This window comes from Serratia sp. Sp408 (assembly GCF_057180665.1).
Genome location: NZ_JBXUFT010000004.1, coordinates 46,520 through 73,361 on the forward strand (window position 1 = coordinate 46,520; position 26,842 = coordinate 73,361).

The 26,842-nt window shown below is 58.6% G+C and carries 20 protein-coding genes and 6 tRNA genes; 13 read left to right on the forward strand and 13 right to left on the reverse strand.

Going from position 1 to position 26,842, the window contains the following annotated elements; genetic code table 11:
- Positions 1–113: 113 nt before the first annotated feature.
- Entirely contained in the window at positions 114–4,010 is a 3,897-nt protein-coding gene (locus AC2AXP_RS14240; protein WP_004960194.1) for an enterobactin synthase subunit F, read from the forward strand.
- A gap of 87 nt (positions 4,011–4,097) precedes the next feature.
- Here the strand turns inward: AC2AXP_RS14240 and AC2AXP_RS14245 are convergent, their stop codons facing one another.
- The 3 genes from AC2AXP_RS14245 to fepD are packed head-to-tail and all read right to left on the reverse strand — an operon-like array spanning position 4,098 to position 6,993.
- Entirely contained in the window at positions 4,098–4,898 is an 801-nt protein-coding gene (locus AC2AXP_RS14245) for an ATP-binding cassette domain-containing protein (protein ID WP_004960196.1), read from the reverse strand.
- The gene (gene fepG, locus AC2AXP_RS14250; RefSeq protein WP_273872302.1) at positions 4,895–5,920 is read right to left on the reverse strand and encodes an iron-enterobactin ABC transporter permease; all 1,026 of its coding nucleotides are present in this window, start codon (positions 5,918–5,920) and stop codon (positions 4,895–4,897) included. Before fepG ends, AC2AXP_RS14245 begins: the two co-directional genes overlap by 4 nt.
- Entirely contained in the window at positions 5,920–6,993 is a 1,074-nt protein-coding gene (gene fepD, locus AC2AXP_RS14255) for a Fe(3+)-siderophore ABC transporter permease (RefSeq protein WP_004960199.1), read from the reverse strand. The genes fepG and fepD overlap by 1 nt, the downstream gene beginning before the upstream one ends.
- 135 nt (positions 6,994–7,128) lie before the next feature.
- Between fepD and entS the strand changes: the two genes are divergently transcribed.
- Entirely contained in the window at positions 7,129–8,373 is a 1,245-nt protein-coding gene (gene entS / locus AC2AXP_RS14260) for an enterobactin transporter EntS (RefSeq protein WP_198773498.1), read from the forward strand.
- Between the two features lie 78 nt (positions 8,374–8,451).
- Here entS and fepB read toward each other — a convergent pair whose 3' ends face one another.
- Positions 8,452–9,405, reverse strand: coding sequence for a Fe2+-enterobactin ABC transporter substrate-binding protein (gene fepB / locus AC2AXP_RS14265; protein ID WP_004960201.1), 954 nt, complete (start codon positions 9,403–9,405; stop codon positions 8,452–8,454).
- Positions 9,406–9,607: 202 nt separating this feature from the next.
- On the opposite strand from fepB, the gene AC2AXP_RS14270 reads away from it, so the two are divergent.
- From AC2AXP_RS14270 to dhbA, 4 genes are read left to right on the forward strand one after another with little or no spacing between them, the layout of a single operon-like run.
- Positions 9,608–10,810 carry an isochorismate synthase gene (locus AC2AXP_RS14270; RefSeq protein ID WP_004960202.1) on the forward strand — a complete coding sequence of 401 codons (1,203 nt, stop codon included), beginning with the start codon at positions 9,608–9,610 and terminating at the stop codon, positions 10,808–10,810.
- 5 nt (positions 10,811–10,815) lie between these two features.
- Positions 10,816–12,444 carry a (2,3-dihydroxybenzoyl)adenylate synthase gene (locus AC2AXP_RS14275; RefSeq protein ID WP_004960203.1) on the forward strand — a complete coding sequence of 543 codons (1,629 nt, stop codon included), beginning with the start codon at positions 10,816–10,818 and terminating at the stop codon, positions 12,442–12,444.
- 3 nt (positions 12,445–12,447) lie between these two features.
- Positions 12,448–13,302, forward strand: a complete 855-nt coding sequence (locus AC2AXP_RS14280; RefSeq protein WP_004960204.1) for an isochorismatase — start codon at positions 12,448–12,450, stop codon at positions 13,300–13,302.
- Entirely contained in the window at positions 13,302–14,057 is a 756-nt protein-coding gene (gene dhbA, locus AC2AXP_RS14285; RefSeq protein WP_198773497.1) for a 2,3-dihydro-2,3-dihydroxybenzoate dehydrogenase, read from the forward strand. Before AC2AXP_RS14280 ends, dhbA begins: the two co-directional genes overlap by 1 nt.
- 165 nt (positions 14,058–14,222) lie before the next feature.
- On the opposite strand, the gene AC2AXP_RS14290 is transcribed toward dhbA, so the two are convergent.
- The 4 genes from AC2AXP_RS14290 to AC2AXP_RS14305 form a co-directional block, all read right to left on the reverse strand.
- Positions 14,223–14,298, reverse strand: a tRNA-Lys gene (locus AC2AXP_RS14290).
- A gap of 7 nt (positions 14,299–14,305) precedes the next feature.
- Positions 14,306–14,381 (reverse strand) — tRNA-Val (locus tag AC2AXP_RS14295).
- 39 nt (positions 14,382–14,420) lie between these two features.
- Positions 14,421–14,496 (reverse strand) — tRNA-Val (locus AC2AXP_RS14300).
- A gap of 25 nt (positions 14,497–14,521) precedes the next feature.
- A tRNA-Val gene (locus tag AC2AXP_RS14305) sits at positions 14,522–14,597 on the reverse strand.
- A 292-nt stretch (positions 14,598–14,889) separates the two neighbouring features.
- On the opposite strand from AC2AXP_RS14305, the gene gltX reads away from it, so the two are divergent.
- The 3 genes from gltX to AC2AXP_RS14320 all read left to right on the forward strand — a co-directional run bounded on the left by gltX (position 14,890) and on the right by AC2AXP_RS14320 (position 16,828).
- Complete coding sequence (gene gltX / locus AC2AXP_RS14310; RefSeq protein ID WP_198773496.1) at positions 14,890–16,305, forward strand: glutamate--tRNA ligase; 1,416 nt, start codon at positions 14,890–14,892, stop codon at positions 16,303–16,305.
- A 310-nt stretch (positions 16,306–16,615) separates the two neighbouring features.
- Positions 16,616–16,691 (forward strand) — tRNA-Ala (locus AC2AXP_RS14315).
- Between the two features lie 61 nt (positions 16,692–16,752).
- Positions 16,753–16,828: transfer RNA gene (locus AC2AXP_RS14320), tRNA-Ala, on the forward strand.
- Between the two features lie 192 nt (positions 16,829–17,020).
- Here AC2AXP_RS14320 and AC2AXP_RS14325 read toward each other — a convergent pair.
- Positions 17,021–18,208, reverse strand: coding sequence for a NupC/NupG family nucleoside CNT transporter (locus tag AC2AXP_RS14325; RefSeq protein WP_004960209.1), 1,188 nt, complete (start codon positions 18,206–18,208; stop codon positions 17,021–17,023).
- Between the two features lie 380 nt (positions 18,209–18,588).
- Between AC2AXP_RS14325 and AC2AXP_RS14330 the strand changes: the two genes are divergently transcribed.
- The gene (locus AC2AXP_RS14330) at positions 18,589–19,827 is read left to right on the forward strand and encodes an Nramp family divalent metal transporter (RefSeq protein WP_004960212.1); all 1,239 of its coding nucleotides are present in this window, start codon (positions 18,589–18,591) and stop codon (positions 19,825–19,827) included.
- Positions 19,828–19,873: 46 nt separating this feature from the next.
- Here the strand turns inward: AC2AXP_RS14330 and AC2AXP_RS14335 are convergent, their stop codons facing one another.
- Both AC2AXP_RS14335 and mgrA read right to left on the reverse strand, forming a co-directional pair.
- A complete protein-coding gene (locus AC2AXP_RS14335; protein ID WP_004960215.1) occupies positions 19,874–20,248 on the reverse strand; it encodes a DUF2502 domain-containing protein in 375 nt (124 codons plus the stop codon).
- Positions 20,249–20,491: 243 nt separating this feature from the next.
- Positions 20,492–21,481, reverse strand: a complete 990-nt coding sequence (gene mgrA / locus AC2AXP_RS14340; protein ID WP_004960218.1) for an L-glyceraldehyde 3-phosphate reductase — start codon at positions 21,479–21,481, stop codon at positions 20,492–20,494.
- 247 nt (positions 21,482–21,728) lie between these two features.
- Between mgrA and AC2AXP_RS14345 the strand changes: the two genes are divergently transcribed.
- Entirely contained in the window at positions 21,729–23,390 is a 1,662-nt protein-coding gene (locus AC2AXP_RS14345) for an alpha-keto acid decarboxylase family protein (protein ID WP_198773495.1), read from the forward strand.
- Here AC2AXP_RS14345 and AC2AXP_RS14350 read toward each other — a convergent pair.
- Positions 23,366–24,253, reverse strand: coding sequence for a LysR family transcriptional regulator (locus AC2AXP_RS14350; protein ID WP_004960227.1), 888 nt, complete (start codon positions 24,251–24,253; stop codon positions 23,366–23,368). The genes AC2AXP_RS14345 and AC2AXP_RS14350 overlap by 25 nt on opposite strands.
- Before the next feature lie 98 nt (positions 24,254–24,351).
- On the opposite strand from AC2AXP_RS14350, the gene AC2AXP_RS14355 reads away from it, so the two are divergent.
- Together AC2AXP_RS14355 and AC2AXP_RS14360 are read left to right on the forward strand one after the other, a co-directional pair.
- Complete coding sequence (locus tag AC2AXP_RS14355) at positions 24,352–24,792, forward strand: multidrug/biocide efflux PACE transporter (protein WP_198773494.1); 441 nt, start codon at positions 24,352–24,354, stop codon at positions 24,790–24,792.
- Positions 24,793–24,861: 69 nt separating this feature from the next.
- Entirely contained in the window at positions 24,862–25,554 is a 693-nt protein-coding gene (locus tag AC2AXP_RS14360; RefSeq protein ID WP_004960232.1) for an aspartate/glutamate racemase family protein, read from the forward strand.
- Positions 25,555–25,560: 6 nt separating this feature from the next.
- On the opposite strand, the gene AC2AXP_RS14365 is transcribed toward AC2AXP_RS14360, so the two are convergent.
- Positions 25,561–26,814 carry an ion channel protein gene (locus AC2AXP_RS14365; protein WP_198773493.1) on the reverse strand — a complete coding sequence of 418 codons (1,254 nt, stop codon included), beginning with the start codon at positions 26,812–26,814 and terminating at the stop codon, positions 25,561–25,563.
- Between the last annotated feature and the right edge of the window lie 28 nt (positions 26,815–26,842).

Here is a 26,842-nt window from a genome sequence, read left to right on the forward strand (position 1 = left end):
GCTTTCATTGCCGTCTCGATGCTGCCCGCAGTCGTCAGGGTATACCAACCATAGGAATCAGTACGGTGTCAGAAACATCAACTTTACCGGCCGACCACGCGCTGTGCGTCGACATGCCGTTGGTCGCGGCGCAACCGGGTATTTGGGTTGCCGATCAGATTTCACCGCATGGCAATGCCTATGCGGTAGCGCATTATATTGAGCTTAACGGCGAGCTGGACCCGAACTGTCTGCTGCGCGCCATCGCATTGGGATTGAACGAAGTGGACACCCTGCGACTGCGTTTTGACGAGTGCGACGGGGTACCGCGGCAATCGTTTGATGCGGGCATGGCGATTGACGCGCCGGAATATCTCGATCTGACCGCTTCGGCGGATCCCGCCGCCGCTGCCACAGCGCTGATGCAGCGCGATCTTGCCGGCGAACTGCGCGTCAGCAGTGGAAAACCACTGTATCGTCACCTGCTGATGCGGGTGGCAGAGCGCCGCTGGTACTGGTATCAGCGCTATCACCACCTGCTGGTGGATGGCTTTAGCTTTACCGCCATTGCCCGGCGCATCGCCAATATCTATAGCCGTTTGCGCCATGACCAACCGCTGGAACCTACGCCGTTTACGCCATTTGGTGATGTGGTGGCTGAATACCAGGCTTACCGTCAGTCTGCCGGCTGGCAGCGTGATGCCGATTTCTGGCGTAATAAGGCGCGCCAACTGCCGCCGGCGGCCACGCTGTGCGCGCAACCGCTGGCGGGGCAGGTGCCGACCACCCGCATTCATCGTCTGAGTCAGATCTGCACGGCGGCGGCGTTCGCGCCGCTGGTGGATGCCGGGCGCGAGCAACAGCTGAATGCGGCGGATATGGCGATCGCCCTGTTGGCGCTGTGGGTGTCGCGCCTTAGCGGTCAGCCGAGCTTCAGCGCTGGATTTATCTTTATGCGCCGTACCGGCTCGGCCGCGCTGTGCGCCACCGGGCCGGTGATTAACGTCTTGCCGATGGAACTGCACCTCGATCCGCAAGCCACCTTGGCGGATGCGGCGGCGAAAATCAGTCGCGAACTGAAAACGCTGCGTCGTCACCAGCGTTATGACGCGGAGCAGGTACAGCGCGATCTGGGGCACGTAGGCGATGCCCAGCCGCTGTATGGCACGGTGTTCAACTTTAAGATGTTCGATTACCAGCTCGACTTTGACGGTATTGCCGGCATCACCCACGATCTGGCTTCCGGGCCGGTACGCGATCTGGAAATTGCCCTGTTTATCGACCAGGACGGCCAATTGAAAGTGGAGTTGCTGGCGAATGCCGAACGTTACCAGCGCGATGAGTTGGCGGCGCATTTGCAGCGACTGCCGCTGCTGATGCGTCAGTTTGGCGAGCAGCCGCAGTTGCCGGTCGGCGAGGCGGATTTGCTGACCGCCGACGATCGTGCGCTGCTGAGCCGCGTCAACGATACCGCACATCCGCTACCGACACAGACGTTGAGCGGCCTGCTGGCGCAACAGGCGCGCCAGACGCCGGACGCACCAGCGCTGTCTGACGCACATTTCCGCTTCAATTACCGTGAAACCCGCCAACAGGTCAGCGCGCTGGCGCGCCAGTTGAGCGCACAGGGCGTGCGGCCGGGCGACATCGTTGCCGTGGCGTTGCCGCGTTCGGTGTTCCTGTCGCTGGCGCTGATGGCGATTGTCGAAGCCGGCGCCGCCTACCTGCCGCTGGATACCGGTTACCCGGACGAGCGTCTGCGCATGATGCTGGAAGACGCCGCGCCGCGGCTGATCGTCACTAATCCGGCACAGCAGGCGCGCTTTACCGGTCAGGGCGAGATCCTGCTGTACGATGCGCCGCTGGCGGCCGACCATGCGGCCGACGTGATGGTGAACGGGCCGACGCCACATCATCCGGCTTATATTATCTTTACCTCGGGGTCTACCGGGCGGCCGAAGGGGGTCTTGGTCGGTCATCAGGCTATCGTCAACCGCCTGTTGTGGATGCAAAACCACTATCCGTTGACGGCGGACGACGTGGTATTGCAGAAAACGCCGTGCAGTTTCGACGTGTCGGTATGGGAATTCTTCTGGCCGCTGATGGTGGGCGCGCAGTTAGTGATGGCGCCGCCGGAAGCGCACCGCGATCCACAACGCTTGCAGCAGTTGATTGCACGTCATGGCGTCACGACTCTGCATTTCGTACCGTCGATGCTGGCGGCGTTCGTCAGCGCGCTGGACAGTGACCAGGCGGTTGCCCAGTGCGCTCGGCTGCGCCAGGTATTTTGCAGCGGTGAGGCGCTGCCGGCCGAGCTGTGCCGTCTGTGGCAAAGTCGCACCGGCGTGCCGCTGCACAATCTGTATGGCCCGACCGAGGCGGCGGTGGACGTCAGTTGGCACCCGGCCTGGGGCGAGTCCCTGGCGGCGGTGAGCGGTGCCAACGTGCCGATTGGCCTGCCGGTGTGGAATACCGGTTTGCGCATCCTCGATGCGCGTCTGCGGCCGGTGCCACCGGGCGTGGCTGGCGATCTGTATCTGACCGGCGTGCAGTTGGCGCACGGCTATCTGGGGCGGCCTGAATTGACCGCCAGCCGTTTTGTCGCCGATCCGTTCGGTGATGGCGGTCGCATGTACCGCACCGGCGACGTGGCCCGCTGGCTGCCGAATGGCGCGGTGGAATATCTGGGCCGTAGCGATGACCAGTTGAAAATCCGCGGACAGCGCATCGAACTCAGCGAGATCGACCATGCGTTGCTGTCGCTGCCGGGGGTACGGCAGGCGGTCGCCCATGCGCTGGTGCTGGACGGTACGCCGACGGATACCGGCGGCGATGCGCGTCAGCTGGTAGGCTACCTGGTGGCGCAGCCGGGCGTTAGCCTGGCGCTGGATGCGTTGCGCAGCGCGTTGAGCGAGCGGTTACCCGCGCATATGGTACCGGTTGCGCTGGTAGAGCTGGCCGAATTGCCGCTGAGCGCCAACGGCAAGCTGGATCGCAAGGCGTTGCCACAGCCGCAAAGCGGTTGCCGCAGCGCCGGCCGTGACGCGGAACCGGGGTTGGAAAGCGCCATTGCCGCGGTCTTCGCTCGTTTGCTGCAACGCGAACAGGTTTTTGCCGATGATGATTTCTTCGCATTGGGCGGCCACTCGTTGCTGGCGATGCGTCTGGCGGCGGAATTGCGGCGCGATCTCGGCAAAGCGGTGTCGGTCGGCCAGGTGATGGTGGCGTCGAGAGTGGAACAGCTGGCGCAACTGCTGGCGGAAGAGCGCACGCAGGAAGAGGCCGACCGCTGTGGTTTCGAACGCGTGCTGCCCCTGCGCATTACCGATGGCCCGACGCTGTTCTGTCTGCATCCGGCCTCCGGTTTTTCCTGGCAGTTCAGCGTGCTGCCACGCTATATCGACCAGCACTGGTCACTGGTCGGCATTCAATCGCCACGGCCGGACGGCCCGCTGGCGGTGAGCGAAGACATGGATCAGGTTTGCGATGCGCATCTGGCCACGGTGTTGGCGGTGCAACCACATGGCCCGTACCACTTTATCGGTTATTCGCTGGGGGGCACGCTGGCGCAGGGTATTGCCGCGCGGCTGCAGGCGCGTGGCGAACAAGTGGCATTTCTCGGCCTGCTGGACACCTATCCGCCGGAAACCCAGAACTGGGATGTGATGCTGGACGACAATGTGCTGAAAGAAGTCCAGCGCGAACGCGAGCAGTTCCTGGCGGTATCGCAAGACACGCTGGATCCGGCGCTGGGGGACGCCCGGGTAGCGATGTTTGACAATATCGAGGCCAACTACGCGGATTCGGTGCGCCTGCTGTCCCATACCCATACCGCCAGTTTCAGCGGGCAGGCGACGCTGTTTGTCGCCAAGCGCACTTTGCAGCAGGGGATGGATGTGCAACAAACCTGGGCGCGCTACGTGGATGCGCTGCAGGTACACGAACTGGACTGCGCGCACGTCGACATCGTATCGCCGGCATCGTTCAAGGTGTTGGGGCCGTTGCTCAACCGCGTGCTACGGGCATTATAACGCCCGTACGCGCGGAGTGAAGCGGGTGCCCGCCGACCGGTAAAAAGGGCTGAAGTATATTCAGCCCTTTTTTGCGTCTGTGCTGGCTTATTTGCCCAACGGCACCACCAGCGGCGTGTGCGACACCGGATCGTCAATGATCATGCATTTCAGTCCGTACACGTCTTCGATCAGTTCCGGCGTGACAATGTCTTTTGGCGCGCCTTCTGCGATCACCTTGCCGCCGCGCATGGCAATCAAGTGCGTTGCATAGCGACAGGCGTGGTTCAAATCATGCAGCACGACCACCAGGGTATGGCCATTGTCGCGGTTCAAGCGACGCATCAATTCCAGCAGATCGATCTGATGCGCGATGTCCAGCCAGGTGGTCGGTTCGTCCAGCAACAGCAGTGGCGTCTGTTGGGCCAGCACCATGGCGATCCAGACGCGCTGGCGTTGGCCGCCAGACAGGGTATCGACCGCCAGTTCGGCCAGTTCGGCCACGCCGGTTGCCTGCATCGCCTCGGTGACCGCCTGCTGATCTTCCGCCCGCCAACGGCTGAACAGACGCTGGTGCGGATAACGGCCGCGCGCCACCAGATCGAACACCGTGATATCGCCAGGCGCGATCGAGCTTTGCGGCAGCAATCCCAACTGGCGGGCTACCTCTTTGGTGGCGTACTCGCCAATCAGTTTGCCGTTCAGCCATACAGCGCCAGCCTGTGGTTGCAACAGACGGCTGAGGGTACGCAGCAGCGTGGATTTCCCGCAGGCGTTTGGGCCGATAATCACCGTCAGTTCCCCCTGCGGGATGGACACTGAAAGGTTATGCGCCACGGTTTTTTTGTCATAGCCCAGCGTCAGGTTTTCGGCGCGCAGCGGCGCGGATAAAGGCGTTTCAGCATTCATTTTTTTCGCGACTCACGGATTAATAGCCAAATCAGATAGATGCCGCCGATGCTGACGGTCAGTGCGCCGACCGGCAGTTGATACGGCATAAACAGCCGCTGTGCGGTTACGTCGGCCGCCAGCAGCAGCAGCGCGCCGGTCAGCGCGGTTAACAGCAGCACCTGACGGTTGGCGCACAGGCGGCGGGCAATTTGCGGCGCCACCAGCGCAATAAAGGAGATCGGACCGGCGACGGCGGTGGCCGCAGCGGTCAGCAATACCGCAATCAGCAGCAGTAAAATGCGTGAACGTTCAACCGCCACGCCAAGCGCGCAGGCGGCGTCATCGCCCATTTCCAGCAGGCGCATGCGGCGTGACAACGCCATCAGCAGCAGTGCACAGACGGCGATCACCAACATCACCGGCTGGCTTTTGGCCCAGGTGACGCCGTTAAGCGAACCGGCGCTCCATAATCCGGCGGTCATCGCCGATTCCAGCGAGGCGGTGATAATCAACCAGGTATTGGCGCCCACCAGCAGCGCGCGCACCGCAATGCCGACGATAATCAGCCGGAAGGCCTCGATGCCATTGCGCCATGCCAACAGGTAAATCAGCGCCGCGGTTAACAGGCCACCGATCAACGCGCCGGAGGTGATGCCAAGTACGCCACCGTTGAACAGCACCACCGCTACCAGCACGCCGCTGTAGGCACCGGTATTGAAACCGATAACGTCCGGGCTGCCGAGCGGATTGCGCAGCAACGACTGGAAAATGGCGCCGCTGATGCCGAGTGCGGCGCCCAATATCAGCGCCATCGCTACGCGTGGCAAGCGCCATTGGCTGACGATCACCGTTAAATTGGCCGGTCCTTCGCCGCGCAGTGCGTCGATCACCTGTAACGCGCTGAGCGACAGGGTACCGGAACCGAGCGCGTAAATGGCCAGGCTGGCGCAAGCGAACAGCAGCGCCAGCGGGGTCAGCGTCGCGCGTGACAGGCGGGCAGGGTGCGACGGGCGCATCAGACGGGTAGCATGCAGCGACATCAGCAACTCCTGCGGAACATGTGGCGCTGGCGAACCAGGGCGATCAACACCGGGGCGCCGAGCAATGCGGTTACGATCGAGACCCGCAGTTCGCCGGCCACCAGGAAGCGACCGAGCAAGTCGGCGCCGAGAAGCAGAATGGGGGTCAGTACCAGCGTCCACGGCAGGATCCAGTGCAGTTCCGAACCGGCCAGACGGCGCGCGACGTGCGGCATCATCAGGCCGACGAAGGCGATTGGCCCGACGGCGGCGGTGGCGCTGCCGCACAGCAGGGTGATCGCCAGCAGGCCGAGCAATTGGGTGCGCACGATACCGGTGCCCAGCGCGGTGGCCAGTTCGCTACCCATGCTCAGGCTGTTGAGCGCCTTGGTCATCCACAGGGCGATCAGCGTACCGAGCACAATTGGCAGGGTGACGGTGCGTACCACCTGCATGTTCTGGATATCCAGCGAACCGGCCTGCCAGAAGCGCAGTTGATCGAACGTTTGAGGGTTGAGCAGCGCAATGCCGGAGGTCATGCCTTCCAGCACCGCGCCGAGCGCGACGCCTGCCAGCGTCAGGCGAATCGGGTTCAATGTACTACGCCCCAGCGCGCCGACCAGCGCCACCAAGAGCGTCGCGCCCAGCGCGCCGGCAAAGGCGAACCACAGGTATTGGTCGATGTCGGCGGCGCCAAACAGCGTAATGCCGAGCACCACGGCAAAGCCGGCACCGGCATTAACGCCGAGAATGCCAGGGTCGGCCAGCGGGTTGCGCGTCAGGGTTTGCATCAGCGCGCCGGCCAGCCCGAGCGCGATACCGGCCAACAGCCCCACCAGCGTGCGCGGCAGTCGTGCATTGGTGACGATCGTGCAGTCGACGCCGCTGCATTGGCCATTGAGGGCCTGCAGCACGGTAGTGAAGGGAATTGGCTTTGCGCCCAGCGACAGGCTGAGCGCCATCATCAGCAATAGCGTCAGTAATGCCAGTACCAGGCCGTACAGCCTGCGGCGGAAAGCGCGTGTGGTGCCGAATATCAGGCGCTCCTGCGAGGGATGTGAGGAGTGCGAACCATTGTGTGTAAGCCGGAACATGGCAACCCATTATTCAATTGAATATAAATGATATTTATTATCATTATTGATTGTATTCATCTATGGTAGCATGACTCGCTGGCGCAATGCAGCAGCAAGCACGCAATCCCTTTTAAAAGTTGTGGTGATAGACAAATGAGTAAGCCCTCGATTTTGCTTGATTTTGGTCTGCTCAAGACCAATCGGGCGTTCCGTGCCGTGTTCTGCGCACGTTTTATTTCCATTTTGGCGTTGGGATTGATGGCCATCGCGATACCGGTGCAGATTCAGGCGTTGACCGGCTCAACGCTGCTGGTCGGTCTGGCGGTTACCTTGGCCGGCAGCGGCATGTTTGCCGGGCTGTTGATGGGCGGTGTACTGGCGGATCGCTACGAACGCCGTCGCCTGATCCTGTTTGCGCGTTCAACCTGTGGCATCGGCTTTGTCGGCATGTGCATCAATGCCGCATTGCCAACCCCATCGCTGGTGGCGATCTATCTGTTATCGGTGTGGGATGGCTTCTTTGGCGCCGTCGGCGTGACGGCGCTGCTGGCTGCGACACCGGCGTTGGTTGGGCGGGAAAACATTGTCCAGGCCGGCGCCATCAGTATGCTGACGGTGCGTTTTGGATCGATCCTGTCGCCGGCGGTGGGCGGGTTGGTGATAGCCCATGCCGGCGTGGCGTGGAACTACGGTCTGGCAGCGTTGGGCACCTTGCTGACGCTGGTGCCACTGCTACGCCTGCCGCAGCTGATGCCGCCGCCACAGCCGCGCGAGCACCCGCTGAAAGCGCTGGCAGGTGGCTTTGCCTTTCTGTTCCAGAATAAAGTGATCGGTATGGTGGCGCTGATCGGCGCGCTGCTGACCATGGCCAGTGCGGTGCGTATCCTCTACCCGGCGCTGGCGGGCGACTGGCTGGTCGGCGCTTCCAGCCTGGGCCTGATGTATGCGGCGGTACCGCTCGGCGCGGCGATTGGCGCCTTTACCAGCGGTCGGGTGGCGCATCTGGCACGGCCTGGCTGGATGATGCTGATGACTGCGATAGCGGCGTTCGTCGCCATTGGTTTGTTTGGTTTGATGCCGTGGTACGGGGCGGCGCTGGCGTGCCTGGTGGCATTCGGTTACCTGAGCGCGGTGAATTCGCTGCTGCAATACGGGCTGATCCAGAGCCTGACGCCGGACGCCTTCCTCGGGCGCATCAATGGGCTGTGGACCGCGCAGAACGTGGTGGGTGATGCCCTGGGCGCGTTGCTGCTGGGGGCGATGGGAGCGTATATGTTGCCGGCGATGACCTCGACCAGCTTTGGCTTTGGCGCCGCGGTGCTCGGCGTGCTGCTGGTGTTCGCCATGCGTGGATTACGTCTGGTGACGCTCGACAAACCGCAGGTGACGCAAGCCTGATGTCAGCGAGCTCAAGCTGCGCCGGATAGCCCGAATCGCCTGACGGCAAGGCGATTCGGGCGCTACCCGCCAGTCTGGCTAACGTGAGTGGATGAACAGTTTTTCTAATCGCGTCAGCAAGTTGCTGGCGCTGTAGTAATCCAGACGAAAGGTATCATTGCCCAGCGCGTAGACCCGCTTGTTTTGCACCGCAGGCAGGTGCGTCAGGAAGGTATTTGCCATCAAGCGCTCGGCGTCGCCGTCATCGTTGGCGAACAGCAACAGCGTTTGGCCGTTAAGACTACCCGCGAGATTTTCCCCGCTCAGTTGAATAATGTCCTTGCGCACGCCCTGGCTGGTGCTGCCGTGGACGTTGGACGGTGGCTGTGCCAGCGTGAAGCCCAGTTGTTGCAGCATTTCACCCTGCGATGACTCGGCGGTCCACAGGTTGGCGGCCTTGCCGTCGTGGCGAAACACCAATGCGCTGACCGGCTGCGGCGGCAAGGTCATCCGCTGTTTCAGCGCTTGCTCGCGCGCGGCGAAATCGGCGGTCAGCTTGGCAGCCTCGGCGTCGCGCCCGGTGGCATAGCCCAGGTCTGTAGCCAGTTGCTGCCAGCTTTTGTCATCATAATTGACCACCAGCACCGGCGCGATGGCCGATAACTGATCGTATAAGCGCAGGGCGGAATCGCCGCCGGTGGCGGACATCACGATCAGATCCGGCGCTTCGCCGGCTATCGCTTCGGCGTTGGGTTCGCCGATATACAGGCGTTTGACACCGCGCTGTGCGGCGATATCCCCCCATTGCCGGAAGAAGCCTTGTTGGTCGGCCAGCTTACCGTTGGGGCTGGTGGCGCCACTGGCGATCACCGGCGCGCCAATCGCCAGCAGGGTACCGGTGACCGTAACGCTGGTCGAGACAATGCGCGTTGGTGCCTGTGAGAGAGTGACGACGCCATGGGCAGTGTCAATGGTGCGCGGCCACTGGGGAGAGGCGGCGTGCGCAGCGGTGAAGGCGAATAAGGCCAGCCCCAAAAGCAGGATATTCTTCATGTCGGCGTGTTCCTGTCGATTAAATACTAATGCTTATCATTTATCTAGCTAATGCCACACTGTTTATACCATGATTGTGATGGGAAAGAAGTGTTTACGTTTATTGACATAGTAAAATCCGGAGGGTAATTTAGCGCCCGTAAACATAAATGATAATCATTATTATATTGGTTATTATTAGCAAACAATAGAGGGCGTACCGATGGATACAGCCATGAATGGTGCCAAAAACATGCAATCGCACAGCAGTGAAGGGGGTTACCTACCGCCGGATCTCGCTGCCGGTTTCTTTTTCACTTCTCCTTTCCGCAGCCTGAGCACTCAGGGGTGTTTTGCCAAAGTCAGTTTGCCGGCGGTGGGTGGCGACGACGTGAACGGCGAATTTCAGCAGGTGGTGCGCCATGCCTTTGACGAAGCTCGGCTGGCGGGCATCAAGCAGCCGGTGCTGTGTGGCGCCATCCCGTTCGATACCCGACAGCCGTCGTCGTTGTTTATCCCTCGCCAAACCCGCTGGTTCGATCGTAATGCCTTTATGGCCGCGCAAGGGATAGAGCACGCTGCGGCACCGGATATCGCGCATAAAACCGAAGTGCCGGCACAGGCAGCATTTATGCAAATGGTCAGCGATGCGGTGACGGCAACCCGTGCAGGCACGCTGGATAAGGTGGTGCTGTCGCGCCTGTTGGAGATTGAAACCTGCCAGCCGGTCGATCGCCATGCGCTGATGACGCGCATCATTGCGCAGAACCCGAACGGTTTTCACTTCCACGTACCGCTGGCAGACGGCGCATTGCTGGGAGCCAGCCCCGAGCTGCTGCTGCGTAAGACCGGCGCGCAATTTTATTCCAATCCGCTGGCCGGCTCCGCCCGCCGCGAGGCCGATCCACAGCGCGATCGCGAGGTCAGCCAGCAGTTACTGAGCTCCACTAAAGACCATAAAGAGCACCGTTTTGTTACCGAAGGCATGCGTGCAGCGTTAAGCGGCCGTTGCCGTTACCTGCATATTCCCAACGCGCCGGAACTGTTGAGTACCACGACGCTGTGGCACCTGTCGACGCCGATTGACGGCGAAGTGGATCCGCGGCAGGAAAACGCGCTGTCGCTGGCCTGTCTGCTGCATCCGACGCCGGCGCTGTGCGGCACGCCGACCCGGGTGGCGCGTGACCTGATTGCCGAGCTGGAGCCGTTTGATCGCGGCGTATTTGGCGGCATCGTTGGCTGGTGTGACGCCGAGGGCAACGGTGAATGGGTGGTGACCATCCGCTGCGGAACCGTCAGCGGCAATCAGGTACGCCTATTTGCCGGTGCCGGCATTGTGCAGGACTCTTCACCAGAGTCCGAATGGCATGAAACCGGCACCAAGCTCAGCACCATTCTGCGCGCCTTTGGCCTGAATCAAGGATAAGAAACATGAGCATTGCTTTTACGCCCTGGCCGGAGGTCTTTGCCCGGCGTTATCGTGAGCGCGGTTATTGGCTTGATCTGCCCCTGACCGACATCCTCGCCCGCCAGGCTGATAACGACGATATCGCGTTGGTGGATGCGGTCGCCAGCCTCAGCTATCGCCAATTGCACCAGCGGTCGGATCGTCTGGCGGCGGCACTGCTGCGCCGTGGCGTACAACCCGGCGAAACCGCGCTGGTGCAGTTGGGCAACGTGGTTGAATTTTACGTCACCTTCTTTGCCCTGCTGAAAATCGGCGTGGCGCCGGTAAATGCGCTGTTCAGCCATCAGCGCAGCGAGCTGCATGCCTATGCGTCGCAGATCAAGCCGGCAGTGTTGATCGCCGATCGCCTGCACGGTCTGTTCGCCAACGATGATTTCCTGGCCGAGTTCCGTCAGCAGCATCCGTCGCTGCGCGTGGTGGCGTTGCGTAATCAGCCGCACGGCGCGCAGGCGTTGTCGCAGATGCTGGCCGAAGACAGCGCAGGCTTTTGCGCCACGCCGTCTGCCGCCGATCGGGTGGCGTTTTTCCAGCTTTCCGGCGGCAGTACCGGCACGCCGAAACTGATCCCGCGTACTCACAACGATTATTACTACAGCATCCGCCGCAGCGTGGAAATCTGCCATTTTGATCGGCACACGCGCTATCTGTGCGCGCTGCCGGTGGCGCACAACTATCCGATGAGTTCACCCGGCGTGCTGGGGGTGTTGTATGCCGGTGGGGTGGCGGTGTTTGCCGCCGATCCGGATGCGGCCCAGTGCTTCACGCTGATTGAACAGCACCGGATCAACGTTACTGCGCTGGTGCCTCCGGCGGTCACGCTGTGGCTGCAGGCGATCGAAGAGTGGGGCGGCAACCAGCAGTTGACCAGCTTGAAACTGTTGCAGGTTGGCGGCGCCAAACTGGGTGAAACGCTGGCGGCACGCATTCCCGCTGAAATCGGCTGCCAGTTGCAGCAGGTGTTCGGCATGGCGGAAGGGCTGGTTAACTACACTCGACTGGATGACGATCGGCAGCACATTCTTACTACCCAGGGCTGCCCGATGTCGCCCGATGACGAGGTCTGGGTGGCGGACGACGACGGCAATCCGTTGCCGGTTGGGCAGACTGGTCGCCTGATGACGCGCGGCCCTTATACTTTCCGCGGCTACTATCAAAGCCCGCAGCACAATGCCGAAGCCTTCGACGAGAACGGTTTTTACTGTTCCGGCGATCTGATTCGCCTGACCGAAGACGGCTATCTTTGCGTCGAAGGTCGGCAGAAGGACCAGATCAATCGCGGCGGCGAGAAAATTGCCGCCGAAGAAATCGAAAACCTGCTGCTACGTCATCCGGCGGTGATTAACGCCGCGCTGGTTTCCATGCCGGATGCGCTGATGGGCGAGAAAAGTTGCGCCTACGTTATTGCCAGCGAGACGCTTAAGCCGGTGGCGCTGCGGCGCCATCTGCGTGCGCAGGGCGTGGCGGAATTTAAATTGCCAGACCGTTTTGTCCAGGTGGAAAGCCTGCCGCTGACGCCGGTCGGCAAAGTAGACAAAAAACTGCTGCGCCAGCGCCTGGAGGCGCAGCAACCGACTCAGGTCCAGGGAGATTGAACGATGGCCATTCCTAAACTTAATGATTATGCGCTGCCAACGGCAGCTGAAATGCCGGCCAACAAGGTCAACTGGGCGTTCGAACCACAACGCGCCGCGCTGCTGATCCACGATATGCAGCAGTATTTCCTGAATTTTTGGGGCGAGGACAGCGCGCTGATCAAGCAGGTGGTGGACAACATCGCCAACCTGCGTCGCTATTGCAAGGCACAAGGTATTCCAGTGTTTTATACCGCACAACCCAATGAGCAGAGCGCCGAAGATCGCGCATTGTTGAATGACATGTGGGGGCCGGGGCTGAACAAACATCCGGAACAGCAGGCGGTGGTTGCCGCGCTGGCGCCAGACGCTGACGATACCGTATTGGTGAAATGGCGTTACAGCGCCTTCCATCGCTCGCCGCTGCAAGACATTTTGCAGGAGTCAGGCCGCGATCAACTGATTATTTGCGGTGTGTATGCGCACATCGGCTGCCTGACAACGGCAATTGACGCCTTTATGCGCAACATCAAGCCATTTATGGTGGCCGATGGGTTGGCGGACTTTTCCCGCGATGAACACTTAATGGCGCTGCGCTACACTGCCGGTCGCTGCGGGCGGGTGGTGGCTACCGCCGATCTGCTGCCGGGCATCGCCAGCAAGGATGCGCTGCGTCAGCAGATACTGCCGCTATTGGACGAAGACAGTGACGATATGGCCAACGACGAAAACCTGATCGACTATGGTCTGGATTCGGTGCGTATCATGGAACTGGCGACCCGCTGGCGCAAGATCCGCAGCGATATCGATTTTATCGCGCTGGCGAAAAGCCCAACCATCGACAGTTGGTGGGCGTTGCTTTCCGGGGAGAAGGCGTGATGAGCGGGTGGGATTTTAACGGCAAACGGGTGTGGGTAACCGGCGCCGGTGCCGGTATCGGTCTGCAAACCGCGCTGGACTTTGTTGCTGCCGGGGCGGAGGTGGTGGGGTTTGACCTGCGGTTTGATCAGCGGGAGTATCCGTTCCGCTGCGAAGTGCTGGACATTGCCGACGGTGAGGCGGTGGATGGCGTTTGTACCCGCCTGTTGGCAGAGCAAGGGGAGTTGGATGTGTTGGTCAACGGCGCGGGTATTTTGCGTATGGGGCTGACCGATGCAACCAGTTCGGCGGACTGGATGGCATGCCTCAATGTCAATGCCGGCGGAGCGTTTAACATGTTCCGCCATGCATTGCCGGTATTTCGCCGTCAGCGGCGCGGCGCGATCGTCAGCATTGCTTCCAATGCGGCGCATGTACCGCGCGTAGGCATGGCGGCATATTGCGCCTCAAAGGCCGCATTGCGCAGCCTGTGCCAAACCGTGGGTCTGGAAATGGCCGAGTTCGGCGTGCGATCGAACATGGTATCGCCGGGTTCAACCAATACGCCGATGCAGCGCGGCATGTGGCAGGATGAAACCGGCGAGCAGAAGACCATTCAAGGCTTCCCGCAGCAGTTTAAACTCGGTATTCCGCTGGGGAAAATAGCGCAGCCGCAGGAAGTCTCTAACGCGATTCTGTTTCTGGCGTCGGATCTGGCCAGCCATATTACCATGCAGGATATTGTGATTGACGGTGGCGCAACGCTGGCGGCCTGATGCCGGCGTGGTGATGGGATAATCAAGGCGCTGCGTGCAGCGCCTTATTGTTGTCTGGTGTATAAATGAAAAGAAGCGCCTAAAGAGAGCGGTTAGTAGGTCGGCGTTCGAGATTACGCCGAGCTCAAATGCAAAAAAAGCGCCTAAAGGCGCTTTTTTCTTAATTGGTGGGTCGTGCAGGATTCGAACCTGCGACCAATTGATTAAAAGTCAACTGCTCTACCAACTGAGCTAACGACCCGCAGAAGTGGTGGGTGATGACGGGCTCGAACCGCCGACCCCCTCCGTGTAAAGGAGATGCTCTACCAACTGAGCTAATCACCCACTTCAGGACTTCCGGATACTGCATCAGCGAGAGAATGATGGTGGGTGATGACGGGCTCGAACCGCCGACCCCCTCCGTGTAAAGGAGATGCTCTACCAACTGAGCTAATCACCCTCATTTTTCTCACTGCTTAACAAGATGGTGGGCGATGACGGGCTCGAACCGCCGACCCCCTCCGTGTAAAGGAGATGCTCTACCAACTGAGCTAATCGCCCCGTCTTGTTGGAGTCGCATTATAGGGATAGTTGAAAGTGAGTCAACGGTTTTTAAAATGATTTCAATCGTTCGCCGCAAATTTAAACAGGATGCGATATTTATCGCCAGCGCTGCCGTTTCTTTGCTCATTGTTATGTGAAAAACGGCGTAACATTGATGAAATAGCACCGGCTGATGCCGTGTCGGCGTTGAGGAATTAGCACGTGGTGATACAATGTTGCCCACTTTTTTCAATTCCGAGCAATCGTCGGCACCCGCTGACACGCGTTGCGTAATAAGGCAGTGATCCCAATGAAAATCAAAACCCGTTTTGCACCGAGCCCAACCGGCTACCTGCACGTCGGCGGCGCGCGTACTGCGCTTTATTCCTGGCTGTTCAGTCGCCACGCCGGCGGCGAGTTCGTTCTGCGCATCGAAGATACCGATCTGGAGCGTTCCACCCAGGATGCTATCGACGCCATTATGGATGGGATGAACTGGCTGAACCTGGATTGGGATGAAGGCCCGTATTATCAGACCAAACGTTTCGATCGCTACAACGGCGTGATTGACGAGATGCTCGAGCAGGGCACCGCTTACCGTTGCTACTGCTCCAAAGAGCGTTTGGAAGCGCTGCGCGAAAAACAGATGGAAAACGGCGAAAAGCCGCGTTACGACGGTCACTGCCGCGACAGCCAGTGCAGCCACACCGCCGATGAGCCACACGTGGTGCGTTTCCGTAACCCGCAAGATGGTGCGGTGATTTTCGACGATCAAATCCGCGGGCCAATCGAATTCAGCAACCAGGAACTGGATGATTTGATCATCCGGCGTACCGACGGTTCACCGACCTACAATTTCTGCGTGGTGGTCGACGACTGGGATATGGAAATCACTCACGTGATCCGTGGCGAAGACCATATCAATAACACGCCGCGCCAGATCAACATCCTGAAGGCGCTGGGTGCGCCAGTGCCGGAATACGCGCACGTATCGATGATCCTGGGTGATGACGGCAAAAAGCTGTCCAAACGTCACGGCGCGGTCGGCGTAATGCAATACCGCGATGATGGCTACCTGCCTGAAGCGTTGCTGAACTATCTGGTGCGTCTGGGCTGGTCCCATGGCGATCAGGAAATCTTCACCATTGATGAAATGAAGCAGTTCTTCTCGCTGAATGACATCAGCAAGTCCGCCAGCGCCTTCAACACCGAAAAGCTGCAATGGTTAAACCATCACTACATTAACCATATGCCGGCGGAACAGGTGGCAGTGCATCTGGCATGGCACGTTGAACAGCAGGGCATCGAAACGCGCAACGGACCGGAACTGAAGGATATCGTCAAACTGCTGGGCGAGCGTTGCAAGACGCTGAAGGAAATGGCCGCTGCCTGCCGCTATTTCTACGAAGACTTCAGCGAGTTTGATGCCGATGCGGCGAAGAAACATTTGCGGCCGGTGGCTCGCCAGCCGTTGGAAGCGGTGCGCGTCAATCTGGCTGCCATCACCGAATGGACGCCGGAAAATGTGCATAACGCCATTCAGGGCACGGCAGATCAACTGGGTGTTGGCATGGGCAAAGTGGGCATGCCATTACGCGTGGCCGTCACCGGCGCCGGTCAGTCGCCGGGCATGGACGTTACCGTTCATGCCATCGGCCAGGCGCGCAGCCTGAAGCGTATCGATCAGGCACTGGCCTATATTGCCGAGCGCGAAGCACAGGCCTGATAGCCGTATCTGGTGCCAGGCAGCGACTGGGTTGCCTTTTGCTCAGGCCTTTCGGCCGGGTGAGCTGGCAGTAATCAGACGTCTAGCCTGCGATTGCTCGTCCATACACAGCCCCGCGAGGAGATTCGCGGGGTTTTTTTATGCCGGATGATTGCCGAGTTTTTCAGCGCTTCAGGGCGTTTTGTAGCGATAAACGTGCTGATTTGGCGGCTTTTTCAGCGCTTGATCGAGTAATGCAAATTAGCCGTTGACAGGGTTTGCCGGGTTTCATATTATGCGCCCCGTTCACGGCACAAAGTGTTTGTGGAATGGGGCTATAGCTCAGCTGGGAGAGCGCTTGCATGGCATGCAAGAGGTCGACGGTTCGATCCCGTCTAGCTCCACCAACCTTTATCTCAGTAAGGTTGGTTGATACCGTAACGCCGGTTAATGCGTACCACATTTTGTGGGGCTATAGCTCAGCTGGGAGAGCGCTTGCATGGCATGCAAGAGGTCAGCGGTTCGATCCCGCTTAGCTCCACCACCATTTAAAAAGCCGACCTCTGGGTCGGCTTTTTGCTTTTCTGCTGTCTGACTCACGACGCTGGCGGAACGCGATGGCATCACGCGCCATTGCCTGCCGAACGGTTCAGGAATCTCAATCCTCTGCGACAGGCATAAAAAATGCCGCTCAGCGTCAACTGAGCGGCATGGGAGGCTTGACGGTGGGCTAGGCTTAGCCCAGAACCAGGCCGGCGATCGACGCGGACAGAATGCTCACTAGCGTAGAGCCGTACACCAGTTTCAGGCCGAAGCGCGAAACCACGTTGCCCTGATGCTCGTTCAAGCCCTTAATCGCACCGGCAACGATACCGATAGAAGAGAAGTTGGCGAAGGACACCAGGAATACCGACAGAATGCCCAGACTGCGTGGCGACAGTTCAGCCGAGACTTTCTGCAATTCCATCATCGCCACGAATTCGTTGGAAACCAGTTTGGTCGCCATGATGCTGCCAACCTGCAGCGCTTCGTGTTTAGGGATACCCATAATCCAGGCAAATGGATAGAAGAAGTAGCCGAGGATCTCCTGGAAGCTCAGACCGAAGATGGCGCTGAACAGGCCGTTGAGTGCGGCGATCAGGGCGATAAAGCCGATCAGCATTGCGGCAACGATTATTGCAACTTTAAAACCTGCCAGAATATATTCACCCAGCATTTCAAAGAAGCTTTGGCCTTCATGCAGATTGCCGAGGTGCAGTTCTTCTTCGCTACTGGTGTCGTACGGGTTGACCAACGACAGCACGATAAAGGTACTGAACATGTTGAGCACCAGCGCCGCTACCACGAATTTGGCATCCAGCATGGTCATGTAGGCGCCGACGATCGACATGGAGACCGTCGACATCGCGGTTGCCGCCATGGTGTACATGCGCTTTTCCGACATCTTGCCCAGAATGTCTTTATAGGCAATAAAGTTTTCCGACTGACCGAGAATCAGTGAGCTGACGGCGTTGAATGACTCCAGCCTGCCCATACCGTTTACCTTGGACAGGACGGTACCGATGATGCGGATCACAAATGGCAGCACCTTGATGTATTGCAGTATGCCAATCAGCGCAGAAATGAACACGATAGGGCACAGTACCTTCAGGAAGAAGAACGCCAACCCTTTGTCGCCCATACCGCCGAAGACAAAATCAGTCCCTTGTCCTGCAAATCCAAGGAGTTTATCAAACAGGGCGGCGAACCCTTTGACGAAGCCCAGGCCCGCTTCCGAATGCAGGAAAAAGTAGGCCAATAATACTTCGATAACCAATAATTGAATAACATAGCGAATGCGGATGCTTTTGCGATCGCGGCATACCAGCAATGCCAAAATCGTTACCACCACTAACGCCAACGCAAAGTGCGCAATATGGGACATGTTTGCTCCAAATTTGAGGCAGGCTGAATTTCGGTTGTCATTCTATGTAACGCTGCGTTTAAAAACGAGACTTCGATTGCAAATATAGAAACTGAGAGTGGGATTCTTCTTAAAGTAGTCCAGTAAAGCACTCCAAATCAAGATGTTAATAATTTCACCCATTGGTAGCATTTTTGTGCTAATTTGATTTTCAGGCGTACTTCGTTCTGTTTCTGGCCAACGCCAGCGGCAAGAAACTTGTTGAAATAGCTGCGATATGTTCGTAAAGCCTTCGTCGCCGTCTATCACAGGGATAAGCATCACCTCTCTAAATGCAATTGATAATTATTATCATTTTGTTATGATTACGGTAAGCTTAATATGAGTAAGGGCTAAACGATATGTTGAACAGCCGTGCGGTTACTTCTACCTCCACCAACCGCCCGTCCAGGAAGATCAAACTTTCTTTGATGGGCCCGGCGTTTATCGCCGCCATCGGCTATATCGATCCCGGTAACTTTGCCACCAACATCCAATCCGGCGCTTCCTTTGGCTACAAACTGTTGTGGGTAGTGGTGTGGGCCAACATCATGGCGATGTTAATCCAGCTATTGTCTGCCAAGCTCGGCATCGCCACTGGCAAGAACCTGGCCGAACATATCCGCGACCGTTTTCCGCGGCCGGCAGTATGGGCCTATTGGGTTCAGGCGGAAATCATCGCCATGGCTACGGATTTGGCCGAATTTATCGGTGCGGCGATCGGCTTTAAACTGCTGCTCGGCGTCACCCTGCTTGAAGGCGCGGTGCTGACCGGTATCGCCACCTTCCTGATCCTGATGCTGCAAAAACGTGGGCAGAAACCGCTGGAACTGGTGATCGGCGGCCTGCTGCTGTTCGTTGCCGCCGCCTACATCGTCGAGCTGGTATTCTCGCAGCCGCAGTTGAGCGGGCTTATCAAAGGCATGGCCATTCCCGACCTGCCTAACGGCGATGCGGTGTTTCTGGCGGCCGGCGTGCTTGGCGCCACCATTATGCCGCACGTGATCTATCTGCACTCTTCGTTGACGCAAACCGCCGGTAAAAATTCGCAGGCGGAACGTTATGCATCAACCAAGGTAGACGTGGCGATTGCCATGACCATCGCCGGTTTTGTCAACCTGGCGATGATGGCTACCGCCGCTGCGGCATTCCACTTTAGCGGCCATAGCGGCATCGCCGATCTTGATCAAGCCTACCTGACCTTGCAACCGTTGCTGGGGCACGCCGCTGCAACGGTATTCGGTCTTAGCCTGGTGGCGGCGGGACTCTCTTCCACCGTGGTTGGCACGTTGGCGGGGCAGGTGGTCATGCAGGGGTTCGTGCGTTTCTATATTCCACTGTGGGTGCGGCGCGTGGTGACCATGCTGCCGTCGTTTATCGTGATCCTGCTGGGTATGGATGCTACGCGTATCCTGGTGCTCAGCCAGGTGTTGTTGAGCTTTGGTATCGCGTTAGCGTTGGTACCACTGCTGCGTTTCACCGGTAACCGGGAACTGATGGGGGATCTGGTTAACAGTAGATCCATACAGAATATCGGGTGGCTGATCGTATTGATCGTGGTGGGGCTGAATGGCTATCTGCTGGTAAGCAGTCTGTTCTAACCGCTTGGCGCTAGCTGAAAGGGCGCGAAATCGCGCCCTTTTGCATTTAATCGTCGTCGTGGTCGTGATGACGGTGCTTGTGTTTATGATGCTTTTTATAATGGTGCTTATCGTATTTGCGATAGCGACCATCATGGTAATAGTAATTTTTGCGCCAGTAGTCGCCGTCACGCCAGCGATAGCCGTCCCAGTAATATCCCCGGCGGCTGCGTTCGCCCTGATAACGCCCACGGTGGTTTTCCCACCAGTCACGATCGCGCCAGTCATGGCCATCCCAATAATTGCCGCGTCGATCCTGATCGCCTATGCGTAATGAAACGCCGGGCATCAAATCAATGTTGAGGCCTTCGGCCTGCGCCTGTTGCGCCAGTGGGGCTGTGGTTGCCACTAAGATAGCGGCCAGTAGCAGAGGTTTAAACATGCTTTCTCCTGTTGGCGGCTCACCGTGCAAAAATTCCCGTATGCCCGTCACGCGTAGCCTGTGCTCGCTTGATGCCCTGCGGGGAGGTAAACCGGCCTTATAGTTAATCTGTCAGCATGTTATCGCTATCGACGTATAAAGAATCTGAGGGAGATTCTGAAAACCACGCTGTGGCAACGAATTAAGATTTATCTAAAGTAAAATCACACCCCGGCAGGCGTTAGAACGACGGGGTGTAATCGTTTACAGAAGAATGGCGTCGATTGCGGCGATTTCCTGTGGGCTGAAGTTGCGATTGGCCAGCATGCCGACCGCATCTTCTATTTGGCTGGTTTTACTGGCGCCGATCAACACCGAGGTCACACGATCGTTACGCAGCACCCAGGCCAGCGCCATCTGAGACAGCTTTTGTCCACGCTGCTCGGCCAATGCATTGAGACGGCGCACTTTTGCCAGCTTTTCTTCGGTCAGTTGCTCTGGCTGGAGGAACTTGCTGTCGCCGGCAGCCCGCGAATCTTGCGGTATGCCGTGCAAATAGCGGTCGGTCAGCACGCCGCCCGCCAGCGGAGAAAAGGCAATGGACCCCACGCCATGGTCAGCCAGCGTGTCCAGCAGCTCCGCTTCAATACTGCGCTCGAACATTGAGTATCTGGGCTGGTGGATCACACAGGGCGTGCCAAGCTGTTGCAGCAGGGCGAATGCCTCGCGTGCCCGTTCAGCCGGATAATTCGACAGGCCGACATACAGCGCCTTGCCTTGCCGCACCAGTAAATCCAGCGCCGCCATGGTTTCTTCCAGCGGCGTATCGGGATCCGGTCGGTGATGATAAAAGATATCCACATAATCCAGCCCCAGCCGTTGCAGGCTTTGATCGAGGCTGGCGACCAGGTATTTTTTTGAACCCCAGTCGCCATACGGGCCTGGCCACATGGTGTAACCGGCTTTTGATGACACGATCAGTTCATCGCGATAGGCGCGCAGATCGGCATGCAGGATGCGGCCAAAAACCGCTTCGGCAGAGCCGGGGGGCGGCCCGTAGTTATTGGCCAGATCAAAATGGGTAATGCCCAGATCGAACGCGCGGCGCACCAGGTTGCGAGCGTTGTCATACAGCGAGTTATCGCCAAAGTTATGCCATAAGCCCAATGATATCGCTGGCAATTTCAGTCCGCTGCGTCCGCAGCGTCGGTATTCCATGGTGTGATAACGGGAAGCATCTGCCTGATAAACCATATCAATCTCTGCCTTGAAGGGAGGGGGACATGTTTTAGTGTATGCGTTTTCACCACGATTGCCTGCGGTCCGGATCACGTTAACTTGCGCGGAGATAACGTGGATTAATGCTCAGGTCGTGCTGCCTGATGCCGGTGCAACCATGTAAAGTAGGGTTTCCAAGTGGTTATTTGCCATAAAGCTCGAAATTTCGCCGGGATATTCAATACTAAATACTAATATTCCTATCATCGGGCAGGTAAATATCATGAGTAAGAATTATACGGTGGCTAACTATCTTCTCGACCGATTGGCGCAGATGGGTATTCGCCATTTGTTTGGCGTGCCCGGTGATTACAATTTGCAGTTTCTCGATCATGTGATCGATCATCCGCAGGTGACCTGGGTTGGTTGCGCCAACGAGCTTAATGCGGCATATGCAGCGGATGGCTATGCCCGCTGCAAACCCGCTGCCGCGATGCTGACTACTTTTGGCGTGGGTGAACTCAGCGCGATCAACGGCGTTGCCGGCAGTTATGCGGAATATCTGCCGGTGATTCATATTGTCGGCGCCCCCACGCTGCGTTGCCAGCGCAGTGGGGAACTGTTGCATCATTCGCTGGGTGACGGCGATTTTGGCCATTTTGCCCGCATGGCCAAAGAGGTCACCATTGCGCAGGCCAGCCTGACGGCGGCCAATGCCGAAGCAGAAATCGATCGGCTGCTGACCACCGCGCTGTTTGAGCGTCGGCCGGTGTATCTGCTCTTGCCAAGCGATGTGGCGCAGGCTCCGCTGGCTTCACGCCCGGCGCCGTTGATGCTGCGACAGCCCAATCTGTCCGCCGCATCGTTGCAGGCCTTTGTCAAGGCGGCGCGCGTACAGTTGCAAGCCGCACAGCGGGTATCGCTGTTGGCGGATTTTCTCGCCGATCGTTTTGGCGCGCAGCAAGCTCTGAGCCAATGGATGCAGGAAGTTTCAATTCCTCATGCCACGCTGCTAATGGGCAAAAGCGTGTTGGATGAAACCCACGCCGCTTTTACCGGCACCTATGCCGGTGCAGCCAGTGCCCCGCCGGTCAAGCAGTTGATCGAAGGCGCTGATGCGATCATCAGTATCGGTGTGCGTTTAACTGACACCATTACCGCCGGATTTAGCCACAGTTTGCCAGCGGACAAATGCATTGATATCCAACCGTTTGAAGCACGCGTCGGCCAGCAGGTATTCAGTCAGATCCCGATGCGCGATGCGGTGATCGCGCTGCATCAGTTAACGCTGTCGCTGTGTCGGCACTGGACATTACCCGTCATTGCGCGCACGCCATTGCCACAATCGCATGGCGGCGGGCTCGATCAGCATGGTTTCTGGCAGCAGGTGCAGGATTTTCTGCGTCCCGGCGATATCGTGCTGGCGGAACAGGGCACCGCCAGTTTTGGCGCTGCGGCGCTGACGTTGCCACAGGGTTGCCATTTTATCGTGCAGCCGCTGTGGGGCTCGATCGGCTATACCCTGCCGGCGGCGTTTGGCGCGCAGACTGCGGAGCCGGAGCGTCGAGTAATATTGCTGATAGGCGATGGTTCAGCCCAGTTGACGGCTCAGGAGTTGGGGTCGATGCTGCGTGATGGGCAAAAGCCGATCGTCTTCCTGCTGAATAATGATGGTTATACCGTCGAGCGAGCCATTCATGGGCCAGAGCAGCGTTATAACGATATCGCCGCCTGGAACTGGACGTTGTTACCGCAGGCGATGGGCGATGGACAGCGCGTGAAGACGTTGCGCGTTAGTGAACCAGAGTCGTTACGCGCTGCGCTGAGTGAGGTGAACGACTGCGATCGGCTGGCATTCATCGAGGTGATATTGCCGAAGATGGACATCCCGGAACTGCTCGACAGCGTGTCTCGGGCCATTCAGGTGCGTAATGCCGCCGCCTGATCCTCGGCGCTTTCCTGCAGGCGCTCCAGTAGCCAAAACCCCGCCGGTCCCGGTGGGGTAAGACGTGACCACACCGCGTCGACCGAAATGCGCATTGGCCAGCCGCGCAACGGCAACGGCTGCAAACGCTCCTGACCGTACTGCCTGACCAGCCAGTGCGGCAAAATCGCCCAGCCGAAGCCTTGCTCCGCCATTTCCAGCAGCATCAGATAACTTGGCGCCGACCACACGCGTCCCTGCGGTTTGTTGGCATTGGCAGAATAGGTATTGAGATACAGCTGGCGGTCGCTGGCCAATTGTTCCTGCGAAACCGTCTCAAGCTGTGCCAAGGGGTGATCGCGAGCGACAAAAATCCCCATTTCGGTTTGCTCTGGCAGGCGGGCTACCGCGATATCCGGCGGGTAGGCCGGCTGTACCGCCAGCATGCCAAGATGCGCCCGGCCGCTCTGTAACAGCTCCAGTACGTCACCGCCTTCGGCAATCATGCACTCCAGCTCAATGTCCTGATAACGACGCTCAAAATGCCGCATCAAACTGTCGTGATGATTGGGTTGATAAGTGTCGGAAAAGACGATCGTCAAGCGGGGTTCAATGCGATCGGCCAGGCGGATACTTAACGCATCCAACCGTTCGCTGGCGGCGAGGATCTCTTGCACGTGACCCAGCACTTTACGCCCGGCGGCGGTAAGCACCGGCTGACGAGCCTGCCTGTCGAACAGCGTCAGGCCAAGGTCAGCTTCCAGATTGGCGATCGCGGTGCTGATGGTGGACTGGCTTTTGCGCAGCTTGCGCGCAGCGGCGGAAAACGACCCCAGCGCGGCTGCTTCGACAAATGCCTGTAATGCTTCCGGTGAATAATGCATGAAGTATCTATTTTATCGATGGAACCTATTTTTAATCTACGGTAAAAGTCGATGATAATCACCTGACTTTTTCATAAACAATCAATGTCAGGTGATATATGCAATTGCAAAACAAGTCTTTCGCTGAACGCGTGGTGCATGCGGTAGGGTTTGAGGCGATCGCGGTGATGATTTGCGCGCCGATCGGTGCATGGTTGATGAACCGTTCGATGATGCAGGTAGGGGCGCTGGCGGTGATGCTGTCCAGCGTCGCCATGCTGTGGAATATGATTTATAACACCGTCTTTGACCGTCTGTGGCCGGTAAACCGGGTGCTGCGTACTCTGAAGGTGCGTGCATTGCACGCGTTCGGGTTCGAAGCCGGCTTTGTGCTGATTGGCGTGCCGATTGCCGCGTTTATGCTAAACCTGACGCTGGTCCAGGCATTTATGCTGGAACTGGGTTTTTTCCTGTTCTTCCTGCCGTATACCATGGCCTATAACTGGTTGTATGACACTTTGCGTCAGCGTTGGGTCGACACTCGTCTGGCGGTGAAATAAGCTATCGTCAACGCGCTGCCGCGCGGATAAGGTTGGTCACATGTAGCGCGTAGCCGTGAGGAGAAACCAATGAAAGTGCTGGGTTTGCTGGGAGGAATGAGCTGGGAATCCACCATTCCGTACTACCGGATGATCAACGAGCAGGTCAAGCAGCAACTGGGCGGCCTGCATTCAGCCAGGCTGGTGCTGTACAGCGTCGATTTCCATGAGATTGAACGTCTGCAACATCAGGGAGACTGGCAAGGCGCCGGGCAACTGTTGGCGGCGGCGGCAGTCTCGCTGCGTGCTGCTGGCGCAGAAGCCATCGTCATCTGTACCAACACCATGCACAAAGTGGCAGATGTCATTGAGCAGGCCAGCGGCTTACCGCTGATCCACATCGCCGATGCCACCGCATTGCAGGTACGTCAACAAGATATGCGCCGCGTCGGGCTGTTGGGCACGCGCTTTACCATGGAACAGGATTTTTATCGTGGGCGTCTGCAGGCGCGTTTTGGCATCGAGGTGGTGACGCCGGTGTCCGCCGATCGCGACATTATCCACCGTATTATTTACGACGAACTGTGTTTGGGGAAAATCAGCGCCGCTTCGCGTGACGAATACCGGCGGATCATCGGCAATCTGGAGCTTCAGGGCGCACAGGGCATTATCTTCGGCTGTACCGAAATCGGCCTGCTGGTTAATGCACAGGACGCCTCGGTGCCGGTATTCGACACCACGGAAATTCATGCCCGCGCGGCGGCGGATTACGCGCTGGCCTGAGCGCACCTATTCATCGTGCTCGCGCGGCGGGCGCGGCTGCGAGATCAGCATCAGCGGCTTGCCCGCCAGTATCAGCCAGGCGGGCAGCATAACCATGCACAACACCGGCAGCAGATGCAGATCCGGTACCACTGCCGCAGCCATAAACAGGCTGAGCCATCCGTCACGTGAAACCACCAGCACCAGCCCCATAATAGCGCAGGAAACGGTGATGGCCGCCGGCACCGCCGGTACGTGTTGATGCAGCATCAGGCCAAGCGCAACGCCGATAAACACCGCGGGGAAGATCCGTCCGCCGCGAAAACCGCTGGCTGCGGCAATCACCAACGCCGCCAGCTTGGTCAGAGTGACGATCAGCAGCGTGCTGACGGTAACATCGTCGCCGGCCGCCAGACGCTTCATTTCGTCTACCCCTTTGAACAGCGTAACGTCGCCGCCGATCAGTCCCAGCATGCCCAGCAGAAAGCCAGCCAATCCCAGCGCCAATACCGGGTGCTTCAACGAATGGAACATCCGATGCAGATGCGGGAAGCACCATAGCGCCGCCATACCGAGCGCGATGGCGATCAGCGCCACCACTGCGCCGCTGAAGATATCCGCCAGGCGCGTGACGTCATAGGGTGCCAATTGCAGAGAAAAATCGGGGGTGAAGAACAGTTGCGTAGTCACTGCGCCGGCCGCTGCCGCCATTAGCGGGGCGAACAGCCGATCCCACAACGGAACATCGCCGCTGCTGGCCAACATTTGCGAGAAAACCAGCGCCGCCGCCACTGGCGTGCCGAACAGGGCGCCGATAGTGCCGGCCGCCGCCAGGATAATCCAGTCCACCTGCGGGACTTTTGGCAGCAGGCGAGCGCCGAGTGCCGCTGCCAGTGCAATATTGATGGCGGTGATCGGGTTTTCCGGCCCCAGACTGACGCCGCCGGCCAAACCCGCCAGCAACGCCAATAGCAGCCCGGGAATGGCCGACAACGGGATCGGCAAGCCGATCAGCGATTCGGTGGCCGGATCCGGGCCGGCATGGCCGGGCATATAGCGAATAATCAACCCGACGGCAACGCCGGTGAGCGTCAGTACGCCAAGGGTCCACCATGGCGAATGCACATCCACGTTAAGCAGGGCGGGCAGCCGTGACCACAGGGTATTTTGTAGCGCGGCGGCCACTCTCATCACCAGAATAAGCACCAGACTGGCGGCAGAGCCGATAATAATGGCAGGCAGAGCAAAGGTCAGCATTGTCGTGGCGCGCGGATGCAGCATGCAGGGATCCCTTGTCAATAAACCCTGC